At 46.5% G+C, this 13,047-nt stretch carries 12 protein-coding genes and 1 other RNA gene; 8 read left to right on the top strand and 5 right to left on the bottom strand.

Features of this window, described 5'->3' with window-relative positions; all coding sequences use genetic code 11:
* The first annotated feature begins 85 nt into the window (after positions 1 to 85).
* The gene (gene bamE, locus A9237_RS05175) at positions 86 to 445 is read left to right on the top strand and encodes an outer membrane protein assembly factor BamE (RefSeq protein WP_005440242.1); all 360 of its coding nucleotides are present in this window, start codon (positions 86 to 88) and stop codon (positions 443 to 445) included.
* Positions 446 to 664: 219 nt separating this feature from the next.
* Entirely contained in the window at positions 665 to 1,930 is a 1,266-nt protein-coding gene (locus tag A9237_RS05180; protein WP_045415706.1) for an erythromycin esterase family protein, read from the top strand.
* Positions 1,931 to 1,986: 56 nt separating this feature from the next.
* Here the strand turns inward: A9237_RS05180 and A9237_RS05185 are convergent, their stop codons facing one another.
* Together A9237_RS05185 and A9237_RS05190 are read right to left on the bottom strand one after the other, a co-directional pair.
* The gene (locus A9237_RS05185; RefSeq protein WP_078607796.1) at positions 1,987 to 2,343 is read right to left on the bottom strand and encodes an RnfH family protein; all 357 of its coding nucleotides are present in this window, start codon (positions 2,341 to 2,343) and stop codon (positions 1,987 to 1,989) included.
* Positions 2,333 to 2,776: an SRPBCC family protein gene (locus tag A9237_RS05190; RefSeq protein WP_005424743.1), complete on the bottom strand. Its 444-nt coding sequence runs from the start codon at positions 2,774 to 2,776 to the stop codon at positions 2,333 to 2,335. Before A9237_RS05190 ends, A9237_RS05185 begins: the two co-directional genes overlap by 11 nt.
* A 118-nt stretch (positions 2,777 to 2,894) precedes the next feature.
* Between A9237_RS05190 and smpB the strand changes: the two genes are divergently transcribed.
* The 6 genes from smpB to A9237_RS05220 all read left to right on the top strand — a co-directional run bounded on the left by smpB (position 2,895) and on the right by A9237_RS05220 (position 9,255).
* A complete protein-coding gene (smpB, locus tag A9237_RS05195) occupies positions 2,895 to 3,380 on the top strand; it encodes an SsrA-binding protein SmpB (protein WP_005440253.1) in 486 nt (161 codons plus the stop codon).
* Positions 3,381 to 3,448: 68 nt separating this feature from the next.
* Positions 3,449 to 3,816: a transfer-messenger RNA gene (ssrA, locus tag A9237_RS05200) on the top strand.
* A gap of 138 nt (positions 3,817 to 3,954) precedes the next feature.
* Positions 3,955 to 4,845 carry a LysR family transcriptional regulator gene (locus tag A9237_RS05205; RefSeq protein ID WP_078607797.1) on the top strand — a complete coding sequence of 297 codons (891 nt, stop codon included), beginning with the start codon at positions 3,955 to 3,957 and terminating at the stop codon, positions 4,843 to 4,845.
* A gap of 99 nt (positions 4,846 to 4,944) precedes the next feature.
* Entirely contained in the window at positions 4,945 to 6,987 is a 2,043-nt protein-coding gene (locus tag A9237_RS05210; RefSeq protein ID WP_078607798.1) for an FUSC family protein, read from the top strand.
* A 145-nt stretch (positions 6,988 to 7,132) separates the two neighbouring features.
* On the top strand, positions 7,133 to 7,708 hold the full coding sequence (locus tag A9237_RS05215) for a DedA family protein (RefSeq protein ID WP_005440257.1): 576 nt from the start codon (positions 7,133 to 7,135) through the stop codon (positions 7,706 to 7,708).
* Between the two features lie 179 nt (positions 7,709 to 7,887).
* Positions 7,888 to 9,255: a Na+/H+ antiporter NhaC family protein gene (locus A9237_RS05220; RefSeq protein ID WP_045415715.1), complete on the top strand. Its 1,368-nt coding sequence runs from the start codon at positions 7,888 to 7,890 to the stop codon at positions 9,253 to 9,255.
* Positions 9,256 to 9,303: 48 nt separating this feature from the next.
* Here the strand turns inward: A9237_RS05220 and A9237_RS05225 are convergent, their stop codons facing one another.
* The 3 genes from A9237_RS05225 to A9237_RS05235 form a co-directional block, all read right to left on the bottom strand.
* Positions 9,304 to 10,140, bottom strand: a complete 837-nt coding sequence (locus A9237_RS05225) for a beta-keto acid cleavage family enzyme (protein WP_078607799.1) — start codon at positions 10,138 to 10,140, stop codon at positions 9,304 to 9,306.
* Positions 10,131 to 11,462 carry an aspartate aminotransferase family protein gene (locus A9237_RS05230; RefSeq protein WP_078607800.1) on the bottom strand — a complete coding sequence of 444 codons (1,332 nt, stop codon included), beginning with the start codon at positions 11,460 to 11,462 and terminating at the stop codon, positions 10,131 to 10,133. Before A9237_RS05230 ends, A9237_RS05225 begins: the two co-directional genes overlap by 10 nt.
* A 207-nt stretch (positions 11,463 to 11,669) precedes the next feature.
* Positions 11,670 to 12,938: an O-acetylhomoserine aminocarboxypropyltransferase/cysteine synthase family protein gene (locus A9237_RS05235; RefSeq protein WP_005440265.1), complete on the bottom strand. Its 1,269-nt coding sequence runs from the start codon at positions 12,936 to 12,938 to the stop codon at positions 11,670 to 11,672.
* Between the last annotated feature and the right edge of the window lie 109 nt (positions 12,939 to 13,047).

Genomic DNA, 13,047 nt, shown 5'->3' on the forward strand with positions numbered 1-13,047 from the left:
CTACCATACGACGCATAGCTTTTTACATCTGCGTCGAGCTTGTTTATTATCAGCGCAGTATTTTAAAGGTTACTAAGAAATTATTATGCAATTAAAGAAGTGGTTAGTTGCCGTACCATTAGCAATGACATTGCTGACAGGATGTTCGGTATTGGAAAGACTGGTTTATCGTATTGATATCAACCAAGGCAACTATGTAGAACAAAGTGCGGTTGATAAATTAAAGTTTGGGATGACTAAAGCACAGGTTCGCTACGTTCTTGGTTCACCTATGTTGGTTGAAAATGGCTACCCGAACACGTGGTACTACATTTACCATCACACACCAGGTCACGGTGATTCCGTGCAGAAAGATCTGATCGTTCAATTTAACGATCAAGGTACGCTTGCTGATCTAACCGGCGACTACCCGAAAAGCGATGCGTTTTACGAGAAGATTCAGTAAACAACCTTTATTTTCGCAGTATTCCTAAAGCCTCCTCATGGAGGCTTTTTTATTGCTTGTCACTCACTCTAACTCCCTAATTCACAGCTTTATTTTCCCTCTTACTCTCCCTTCATCGCTTTGTTTGAATGGACTCGCAAATCCTCTTGCTGAGCATTTTTTATGCAACCACTCACATTTAGTCTGAATGGAGTAATGGTTCATGCAAGGAACACAAAAATGAAAGCAATGTCTTATGGTCTACTCGCCATCTCTTCACTCCTTTTGCTTGGCTGTGATGATGACGATTCGAAAGAACAAATCGCTATCACTTCCCATATCAACAGTTTAGAGTTTAATCATGCGGATGACTCAGACCTCGAGCCCATCAGGCAAGCTGTAGCGGGTAAATCATTTATTGGTCTCGGTGAAGCGACTCACGGTGGCGCACAAGGCTACAAGTTAAAATCTCGTATTACCAAATACTTGCATCAATCTGGTGAAATCGACGTTCTTGCAATGGAGAGTGGCCTGTATGACGGACTTCGCTTGTGGCAACGCTTGATGGATGGAGAAATCACCGATGTACGAGACGCCATGCTCTACTCTTTCATGTTCCTCTACTCAGAAACTCCAGAAATCTACCCACTATACGAGTACGTTGAGCAACAAGCGTTTACTGACAAGCCTTTGTATTATGTCGCATTTGATGGCAGGCACAGCAGTGACCCCGCTTGCAGTACCATGCTGCCAGAAATGCAAACATTCGCAGAGAAGCACCAACTGATCAACCTAGATTGGGCAAGCTTTATCACCAACGGCGAGGCAATGATGTGCCCTTGGTATTTTGCCGAGCCAGACCACAGCGCGAAGCAAGCATTTATCAATCAACTTGCGTCTCTTAACTCTGTGATGTCTCAAATGAAAGCCGAACAACTCCTACCTCCATTGGAGCAAAGGCAAGATTTTCGCGAATACGCCACCTTCTGGTTGCAGATAGTCAAAAGTATGCAAGCGCATGTGCAAAGTCGCTGGTTTGATACCTACAACCCAGATGAAATCATGCAAGCCGACAACTTGCGATGGCTACAGAAAGAGTGGTTACCAGGTAAAAGCATTCTCGCTTGGGGCCACAACGTCCACATAAGCAACTATGTCGGTGCATGGCATGACAGCACCGGTGCGTTCTGGCATCTGCGCCAACAAGTAGACCCAAATGAAGTGTACAGCTTGATTCATACCTTCGAAGATGGATACATCACTCCAATGGAATCCGATCCAGAGCTACGGGCAATTCCTCATTTTTCAACTCGTGAGATGGGAAGTGTGGAGAAACTCTTGGCACAAAATGGCGTCGAAAATGCCTTTATTAAAATGGAAGATATTGCCGGGTTAAAACACCCAGATAGCATCATTTATCAACCTCTAAGCTACGCCAACGACCTAGCGGAAGGAATTATCTACACCAGAACAGAAACTCCGAGTTCGATAGACTCGCCAAGATAAACGCCAGAAACGACAAAACCTCCCAGTTGGGAGGTTTTGTTTTATATCTTCAAGCGTTATTCTGCAGATTTTCTCAAGGTGTTTGGCTTACCGCCCGTCACAGGGTCTGCATTGCCTGCCACTTTTGCTTGCTCAGCTCGTTTACGGCGAATCTCTTTTGGATCCGCCAGTAGTGGACGGTAGATTTCGAGTCGGTCTTTGTCTCGAACCGTCGCATCTAGTCGAACGTTGCGGCTGTAAACGCCGACTTTATTCTTCTTCAAATCAATCTCTGGGTACAATTCAAGTACACCAGACTGACGAATAATCTCTTCAACCGTTGCTTGGTTGTTCACAACCAAATTGAACACACGCTGCTCCTGAGGAAGTGCATACACCACCTCAACATGAATCATATCCGACTCAATACTCATAGCACTCGTACACCTGTTTCGCACGTTTAGTAAAAGCGTTTACCATGTTGCTGGTTAGCTCATTAAAGATTTTGCCAAAAGCCATCTCAATCATTTTGCTTGAGAATTCAAACTCAAGTTTCAGCTCAACTTTACAAGCCTGCTCATCAAGTGCGGTAAAGATCCATCCACCACGAAGGGTCTTAAAAGGACCATCCACCAGATTCATCATGATCGCTTGGCCAGGAATAAGTTCATTAGAAGTTGTAAACGTCTTGCTGATACCTGCTTTCGCCACGTCGACAGAAGCCACCATACCTTCGCCCGAAGACTCAATGATTCGTGAACCTGAACAACCAGGTAGAAACTCAGGATACTTCGAAACATCATTGACCAGATCGAACATCTGCTCTGCACTAAAAGACACCAAAGCAGAACGGCTGATTTGCTTCATACACACTCCTATCGATACGCGTACAAGTTTAAGACTTGTGCCAATTTTACTTTTATTCGACGATAGCGCAAATAAAAGGATTTCCTAACGTATACCCAACCCGTATAATGAGGCCATTATGGTAAAGAAAAAATCAAAACAAAAAGCGGGTAGCAACACTATCGCGCTTAATAAAAAAGCTCGCCACGAATACTTCATTGACGATGAAATTGAAGCAGGCTTGGAGCTACAAGGCTGGGAAGTGAAAGCGCTTCGCCAAGGTAAAGCCAATATCGCTGAAAGCTACGTTTTCATGCGTGACGGAGAGGCTTTTGTCAGCGGAATGACCATCACTCCTCTTAATCAAGCATCAACTCACGTTGTCGCAAACCCTACACGTGTGCGCAAACTACTAATGAGTCGTCGTGAACTCGACAACCTTCTTGGTCGCATCAACCGTGAAGGTATGACACTAGCCGCGTTGTCATTGTACTGGTCTCGCTCTTGGGTGAAGATCAAGATCGGTGTAGCGAAAGGTAAGAAGCTTCACGACAAACGTACCGATCTTAAAGAAAAAGATTGGGCTCGTGAAAAAGCACGCGTGATGAAGAGTTCACTGCGTTAAACTTGACCACTTAGACGCATAGTACTGGACAGCCTAGGCTTTTCTGTTACTATGCCGATATTACCTCTGGGGCTGATTTAGGATTCGACGGGAATTCAGAAGTCTGAGGTGCATGCCGAGGTGCGGTAGGCCTCGTTAACAAACCGCAAAAAAATAGTCGCAAACGACGAAAACTACGCACTAGCAGCTTAATAACCTGCTCAGAGCTCTCTCGCCCTAGCTTCCGCACGTAAGACGGGGACCAACGAGGGATCAAACCCAAACGCGCTAGCCCGGATTCTCCCGCCTGAGAGATGAACGGCGAATTTTAATTCAGGATAGTCATTTACTAGCGTGTCGGTTCGCAGGTGGATGGTGAATTTAAAGATCGACTAAGCATGTAGTACCAATGATGAAAGGTTTTCGGACGCGGGTTCAACTCCCGCCAGCTCCACCAAACGTTTGGAAAGGGCCAACTCGAAAGGGTTGGCCCTTTTTGTATCTGCAATTTGTATCTCCCCCTCAACTCATCGCTTTGATTCGTCGCAAAAATCTCTTAGTCTGTGGTTAAGCATTCATCAATGGACATGAGATCATGCTAAAAGGCAGTGAATACCCTTCTATTCGTGCACTTCGGACCTTTGTTGCGGTTGCTAATCAACTGAGTTTTTCTAAAGCGGCAGAGAGTTTGTGCGTAACTCAAGGTGCCGTGAGTAAACAAATTGCGACGTTAGAGCAACTGGTTGGGCTGCCTTTGATTCAACGTGGTATCAACGGTATTGAGCTCACCGAAGAAGGAAAACGTTACTTACCCAAGGTAACTGAAGCGTTGGAGATCATCCAACATGCGACGGCAAGCTTGATCCAAACCGACACAGAGCAAGAATTATTGGTAGTCGATGTTACGCCTTCTTTCGCCAGTTTGTGGTTGGTGCCAAACATTGATGCATTCCATCAAATCCATCCTGATATCCGCGTTAAAGTTCGCACCAGTGATGGTCCAGTAAATCAGCTAGACGTAGACAGCGACATCACCATCCGTTGCCTTCCTCTTTCTAGTCACTACGAACATGGTCGATTGTTGCGTCAAGAAACGCTACTGCTAACGGGCTCATCAAGTTCTTCAACATGTAACGACAAACAGTCCATTGCGGATTTCGCATTTATTCCTCAAACGACACGCCCTCAGTTGTGGGAGCAGTTCAAACTAGAACAATCTCTGCAAAGCGCGATTCATTATCACCCCGTCGGTCATGAGCATTTCTATCTTTCTTATGAAGCGGTAAAGCTTGGCAAAGGGCTTGCTCTTCTACCTGATTTTATGGTGCAACAGGCGATGTCGAGAGATGAGGTCCACCACATTCAACAGCTGAGTATGCTGAGCCATTATGGCTATTACGTATTTGTGCCGAACTACCGTCTAGCGGCGCGAAAAGTCTCGCTGTTCAATGATTGGTTATTTACTCAGCTTGGAGGAGGCGATTAGATAACGCTTCCGCTTCAATTTTTCAAACTGTGGTTGAAGCCAGCACATCGAAAGATATTCGCGTTACACTGAAGGGGTTGCCAACTGTAATGAGGGTTTATGACGTTATCTCCTGCCTTTCTGCGTAAAATCTGGTACTCCCCTTCTGTCAACCTTGGTCTGCGTGCCACCAGCGCGATTGTCCTGTTCATGGGATTGGGTGTGCTATTCAACCAAATCAATCTCGCCATGACAGCTTTAATGACCATGCCTGCAGCATTGATCAGCGGTTTAGACACTGCAGGCCCTAGACGCTGGACACGCTTTGCGATTACCGCTTTCACGTGGAGCATTACGCTCATCATCAGTTATGCCCTGCTGAATATGGGCTTACCACTGTGGCTGACTTACGGCGCGATGGGAGCAGTATTGGCCAGTACAGCAGTGAATGGTCCGTTTTGGGGACGTCTTGGCATGTCGAGCTTACTGATCGCGGTCGTGAGCTTGTCGCTACATAATTCCAGCGCGGTACTTGGTCTCTATCCTATGTTGGTGTTGGGACCACTCACTTTTGCGCTGTTCAGTTGGCTTTGGTTTGCCTTATGGAAGCATTACGCGCTGCGTGTTTGTCTTTCTGCGATTTACGAGACGCTGGCGGACTATATTCAATATCGCCAAGCTTTCTTACTTGGAAGCGAAAACGATGCCCCGAAACGACGCATCAAATATCAGTTGATTGAACTATTCCAACAAGCGCTGCAATCGGAATCTTTTCGCTCGAAACATGAAGAGGCCAACTCATTACGTCAGGCTTTGTTTTTGGCGCTCGATACATTTGAAGTCATCTTGAGCAGCCATACAAGCAACCCTGATCTGCTCAAGCAATTTCAATCCAGTAAACCGAAACGAGATCTGCTCTTGGTTTGGAGCCAACACTGTCAGCAGAGATTAAGGCAAAAAGCCAAGCAGCTTTTGCATAACACGCATGAAGAGATGGAACACTTGAGCTCACTAGAACAGGAAGCTCATGATTTGATTGAGGCGGTGAAGTTAGAAGACCAACCTCGCTTTCGCTACTGGGCATACGCGGTCAAGCATATTTCTCGTCGTATTGAGCTCAATGAACCCGCTTATGAACGTTCCTTTGATGTGCAACCATTCGAACTGTCTTTCCGTTTACCAAGTCGAGGCAACCCGATTTGGCGCCACGTGACGCGCGTTGGTTTGATGTTTGCGCTTGGCGCTGGGATTGCTGAATACTTTGAATTGATTCGCCCGGATTGGGTGTTGATTTCCATGTTAATGGTGATCCAGCCAAGTTTCTTGGCAACCCGAAGTAAAACTTGGCAACGCTGTTTAGGTACAGCGCTTGGGGTACTGTTCGCCACCTCATTGATCCACCTTGGTGTTCCGACGACCATTCTGCTTGCATTGATCGCAGTTCTATTACCTGTCGCAATGCTCAATATTATGCGTCATTACTCGCTGGCGATTGGCTGTATTACCGCACTGTTAATTTTGGTTTATCAGACCATGGCACACCAAGGGCTCGACTTTGCCGCACCACGCCTGATCGACAATGTCGTCGGTGGCGCAATTGTCTTGCTCGGTTATGGCTTATTGTGGCCGCAGTGGCGAGGTAAGGAGATTCATACCCAAGCATTAAAAGCACTCGATAGTTCAAAAAGCTTATTTGTGTATTGCTATGAGCAGTTACAAGTCGACACAGAGCAACGTGATCATATGGCGCTCACTAAGCAACGTGCCGCTATGCTCACTGCTGAAAGCGACCTTGAACTGATTTACAATGAGATGCAGCAAGAGCCAAGGCACACTCGCGCTGATCCGCATTATTACGAAGATATGTTGAGCCATTATCGCTTGTTGAGTCACTACCTCTGCTTGCTTATCCCTCTAGTGAGAACGGGCACCCACTACCAAGGCTCACTCCAAGTCGAACGTCTGATTCATGATGCGATGGATGCGTTGATCGGTACGATTCGTGACAATCGCGTGCATGAGCTGCCAGTGCTGAGCAATAAAACCGATGCCGATCACCCCTCCTCAACAGCTGGTCAACGGTCTGTCGAAGAGATCATCTGGTTAGCATTGATGACGATTAAGCAAATGCACGACTTAGTAAGGCGTAACCTAAAAGACTAAATACGCATCACTATTATCAACGGCGTGTCAGATTTTATTGACTGAGAACAACGTCGATTGACCAAGCTAACTAACAGGAGTATCACTCCAGCTTCGTTCCACTTTTGTTAGAGGAAAGCGTTTGGAACACATAAATGAACTATTGATGGCGATGAAGCCACTGCTTGAGCAATATGGCTATCTCGCCCTTATCGTCAGCATCTTTCTTGAAGGCATTGGTATTCCGATGCCGGGGCAATCGCTGATGATTGCGGCGTCTATCATCTCATCTGAGCATGTCATGAACCTTAGCCTAGTGATGATAGTCTCTTGGTTGAGTTGCTTTTTTGGCAACACGTGCGGCTACCTGATTGGCTATTACTTTGAAGGTTGGTTAGATAAGAAAGGCTATATTTCTGGCCCCAAAATGCAGAAGCTACAAAGTACGATTCAGAAGTATGGTCCTGCTTGTTTGGTTGTTAGCCGCTTCGTGGAAGGAATGAAGCAGTTTATGCCGCTTGCTTGCGGTATTGCTAAGATGCCGCGCAAAGAGTTCTTATTAGGCAACGCGCTTGCAACCACCATTTGGGTTGCCGTGTTCAGTTTGCTCACCAACTTCGCGTTTGAGCATTTGAGCGTCCTTAGCCAGTTCTATACCGATCATCGCTACGTGGTTTGGTCTAGCGCAGCACTGCTGTTCTCACTGATGATCTTCGCGCTTCTCAAACGAAAAAAAGCGTAAATGCTCTAAAGCAATATAATTCCACAAAGGCTCACGGTATCAATAAGATATGTTATGTGAGCCTTTTTTATTGGTCTTTTCGATTAAAAATAACCAGCCATTTAGACGTCTAGACGTTGACAAGTCTTTGATGTCAGATTAGTCTGCTCGCCTTATTTATTGATTATGTTGTCGTTCACATGTCTGGTTCTAAAAATTCTAATAAAGCAATCGCACCATCAGCGGTCGCACTTTTACCTTTAGTGCTATTCCTTGCGCTGTTTATTGGCGTGGGCACTTACTTATCTTTGCAAGGCGTTGATTTCGCGTTCTACCAATTGCCAGCGCCTATCGCGGTATTGCCTGCGGTGATCCTTGCGCTCATCTTAAGCAAAGACAAACTCAATCGTTCTATCGAACACTTTATGCGTGGCGTTGGTCATCAAGACATCATCGCGATGTGTATGATCTACCTGCTTGCTGGTGCCTTTGCTGCGGTAGCAAAAGCGTCTGGCGGCGTAGATGCGACAGTTAACCTTGGTCTATCTGCGATTCCAACTAGCATGATCTTGCCGGGTATCTTCCTGATTTCTGCGTTTATCGCGACGGCAATGGGCACCTCAATGGGCACCATCGCAGCAGTTGCGCCAGTTGCTCTGGGCATTGCTCAATCAGCAGGTATGAGCCTTCCATTGACTGCTGGTGTAGTACTTAGCGGCGCAATGTTTGGTGATAACCTTTCGATCATCTCAGACACCACCATTGCGGCAACACGCTCTCAAGGCTGTGAGATGAAGGACAAGTTCAAAGAGAACATCCGTATCGCACTACCAGCAGCACTGGTGGCGCTTGTGATCTTTGCCTTCAACAGCACAGCAACTCAAGTACCAGAAACTGGTCCTATTGAATGGCTGAAAGTGCTGCCATATGTGACGATTCTTATCCTTGCTGTATCAGGCATGAATGTGTTTGTCGTGCTTACTATTGGTATCGTTTTAGCGGGTGGCGTGAGCTTGTCTTCTATCGATGATTACGGTCTAACCAACTTCGCACAAGACATCTACTCAGGCTTTGGCAACATGCAAGAGATCTTCTTGCTATCTATGCTGATTGGTGGCTTGAGTGAGCTTATGCGTCGCCAAGGTGGTCTAGCGTTCCTGACTAATCTAGTGAGCGGCATCATCCGTACGTTTGGTTCTAACCACTCGAAAGAAGCAAATGGCCGTGCAAGTGAACTCGGTATTGCTGGTCTAGTATCAATGGTAAATACCTGTACCGCTAACAACACCGTTGCCATCATCGTATCAGGTAGCGTGGCTCGTCAGCTGGCAGAAGAGAACAACGTTTCACCGCGTCGTTCTGCAAGTTTGTTGGATATCTTCTCATGTGTTATCCAAGGTGTATTGCCATACGGTGCGCAAGTTCTGCTATTGGGTTCGGTATTTAACCTTTCTCCACTAGAAGTTGTCGCGAACTCTTACTACTGTTTCGCACTTGCAATTGCGGCAATCGTAGCGGTGTTTATCAAGCATCCGGCACGTCAGCCTGTTCCTCAGACTGAAAGCTAAAAATAAATTTGAAGAAGGCTCCTATTGGAGCCTTTTTTGTATGCGTGACTAAATGGACTCTCGAAAACTTTCTGCATCATGCAGGGGCACATCGAGCAATTTACTGACCTCTTTTAGTCGTTGAACTTGCTCCGCATTACAATTCGCTGGTTGACCATCTGCACTTAAGTGGTTGTTCTCAAAGCCTACCCGAACATCCAATCCCAGAAGCATTGCATGGGTTAAACAATCTTGCTCTCTCGCGCCAAACGCGCACACGGCACATCTAACGTTCTCTTCGATAAAGCGCTCCAAATGCAATGCCCGTAAATCCCATGGCGAAGATTGTTGAGCCTCATGATATCGACCAAGTACCACTAACGCGTGTTGGTTGTGCTTTGGTAAAACGCCTCGCTCTCGGAAGGAGAAATAGCGTTCGATGTCTGCCTGATCATACAAAATGATTTGGCTGAGAATGCCCTGAGCAGCGACCCAATCAAAAAAGGCAAAACCTTGCTCCTCACTCTGCTCATCAGGAATCAGTTCACGCAAAGCAAAGGAAGCAGCTTCTGGTTTAACCGCTTTGATCAGCGCCATTTGCTGTTGTGGCGAATACATCCCAACAGCCTCAGTCGTGAGCTGAACAATCATCGAATCCCCCACCGCAGCTTTCACCGCGTGGTAGATTTCTAAATTGTCATCAACCTCTAGAGAATGCCTGCCTTGCGTATCCCTCGCGTGCAAATGGATCATGGTAGCCCCTGCCGTTTGACATGCTTTCGCCTCGGCAACCATTTCTTCAATAGTCATCGGCAATTGATCATGGTCTTGCTTAGTTTTTCTCGCCCCATTGGGCGCAACAATAATCGCGATTCGAGCTCTTTTAGTTTGGGAGTTCACTGCCATTTCTGCGACACCTCTTTAAGTGTACGAGTGAGCTTTTCCACCAGCTCGTCAATGTGGCTTCGTTCGATGATAAAAGGCGGTGCAAGAAGGATATGATGCCCATTTACACCATCAATCGTGCCGCCCATTGGGTAGCACATCAGTCCATTTTTCATCGCTTGTTGCTTGATCTTTTTGTCTGCCAAAGTTGAATTAGGCAGCGGGATTTTACTTACTTTGTCTGCTACAAGCTCAATGCCAAGAAACAGCCCTTTACCACGAATATCCCCAATATATGGGAAGTTTGAAAGCGCCGATTCGAGCTCTCTTTTTAACATCGCCCCTTGTTGATTGACGGCTTGCAGGAGCTTTTGGTCACCGATGGTTTGAATGGTTGCAACGGCGGCTGCGCATGCGACGGGATGCGCCATAAAAGTATGCCCATGTTGAAAGAATCCACTACCAGACGCGATTGCTTGATAGACTTTGTCATTGGCAACAACGGCACCGATAGGTTGATAACCCGCCCCTAACCCTTTCGCCATACAGACTAAATCTGGGACGGTTTGCTCTTGTTCAAAAGCAAAAAAACTACCGCTGCGTCCAACGCCACACATCACCTCATCCATGATCAGCAACACATCATAGCGATCGCAAATCTCTCGTATTCGTTTGAAGTAACCTTGAGTGGCAGGTACTGCGCCCGCTGTTGCGCCAACTATCGGCTCTGCAACAAACGCCATGACGTTATCCGCGCCCAGTTCTAAAATCTTAGCTTCAAGCTCATTGGCGGCTCTCAGTGAATAATCGAGTTCTGACTCATCTTCTCTTTGATGACGATAGGCATAGCACGGCGCAATGTGATGGCTTGGGTGCAAAATGGGTTTAAAAGGCTCACGCCGCCATTCATTGCCACCAACAGCCAACGCACCAAGCGTATTCCCGTGATAGCTTTGCTGGCGAGCAATAAACTGCTTTTTCTCTGGCTTACCACATTCCACAAAGTATTGTCTTGCCATCTTTAGTGCAGATTCAACCGCTTCAGAGCCCCCACTGACTAAGTAGACGTGATTGAATTGCGATGGCATTTGCTGGCAAATCAACTCAGCCAACTGCTCACTTACTTCACTAGTAAAAAAGCCAGTATGAGCAAAAGGCACTTTTTTGATTTGGTCGAGCATGGCTTGTTTAACAGCTTGGTGGCTGTGCCCAAGGTTTGATACGGCAGCACCACCGCAAGCATCGAGGTATTGGTTGCCTTGATTATCGAACAGGTAAACCCCTTCCCCTCTGGCGATAGTGGGCAATTTGACGTGGCAATGACGGTGAAACACGTAAGACATGAGCGTCCCTTCCTAGTGACTATTTTCTAAGCATAGTCAGTAAGATGAGACTTATACGCAAGGTAAGAAAAGTACACCATCATGAGCATTTGGAATACCGTAACCCAAATACTCAAAAATCATTATAAATAAGTACCTTATAGAAATAAGGCCAGCTTTTGGAAAGACTGGCCTATGGGTAACCCAAAGCTCTGTTGGAAAGTATAATTACGCGTTCAGCGCTTGTTCTAAATCAGCCAGAATATCATCGATATGTTCAATGCCGACAGACAAACGAATCATCTCTGGAGAAACGCCCGCTTGCTTTTGCTCCGCCTCACTCAATTGACGGTGCGTAGTTGATGCAGGATGACAAGCAAGCGACTTCGCATCACCAATGTTCACCAGTCGCTTGAAGATCTTAAGCGCATCGTAAAAACGTACACCCGCCTCGTAACCGTCTTTTAATCCAAACGACAAAATCGCCGACGGCTTACCTTGCATGTACTTCTCTGCCAATGGATAGAACTCAGAATCTGGCAAACCTGCGTAACTTACCCAACTCACTTTATCGTGCTGGCTTAAGTATTCCGCAACTTTGAGTGCGTTTTCAGTGTGTCTCTCCATACGCAGCGACAGCGTTTCCAGCCCCTGCATCAACATAAACGCATTCATCGGTGACAAAGCAGAACCAGTATTACGCAAAGGAACGGTGCGAGCACGGCCAATAAACGCTGCCTCTCCAAATGCCTCGGTGTAAACCACACCGTGGTAAGAAGGTTCAGGCTGATTAAATACTGGGAAACGATCTTTGTGCTGTGCCCAAGGAAACTTGCCCGAATCAATGATGATGCCACCTAATGTCGTACCGTGACCACCCACATACTTAGTCAGCGAATGCACCACGATATCAGCACCAAATTCGATTGGCTTACATAGCACTGGAGTTGCGACTGTATTGTCTACAATCACAGGCACGCCCTGTGCGTGAGCCAGCTCAGCAACACGTTCAAGGTCGATGATATTGCCAGCCGGATTACCAATGCTTTCACAGTAAACCGCTTTGGTATTCTCATCGATAAGCTCCGCTAGACTTTCAGGTTTGTCATCCTTGGCAAAACGCACCTCAATACCTTGGTTCGGCAACATATGCGCAAATAAAGTGTAAGTGCCGCCGTATAGCTGAGGAGTAGAAACGATGTTATCACCGGCTTGTGCAAGCGTAAGAATGGCATAGTTAATTGCCGCACTGCCTGCACTGACAACCAAACCAGCAATACCACCTTCTAGTGCTGCCATACGTTTTTCCAACACGTCATTGGTTGGGTTCATAATGCGGGTGTAAATGTTTCCCGGAACTTCGAGGTTAAACAGGTCTGCGCCATGTTGAGCATTATCAAACTCATACGCGACCGTCTGGTAAATCGGTGTCGCAACTGATTTGGTGGTTGGGTCGGTTTCGTAGCCAAAATGGATCGAGAGTGTTTCGTCTTTCATGCATCTTCCCTGAACTATTGAGTGAATGGTTATTCTTTTATATTGCCGATTTTTTCAGCAAAGAAAAGTAGCTCAAGTCACAGGGAGAAGATTGGTTTTAGAAAGAACT

Source organism: Vibrio owensii, from assembly GCF_002021755.1.
Taxonomy (GTDB): domain Bacteria; phylum Pseudomonadota; class Gammaproteobacteria; order Enterobacterales; family Vibrionaceae; genus Vibrio; species Vibrio owensii.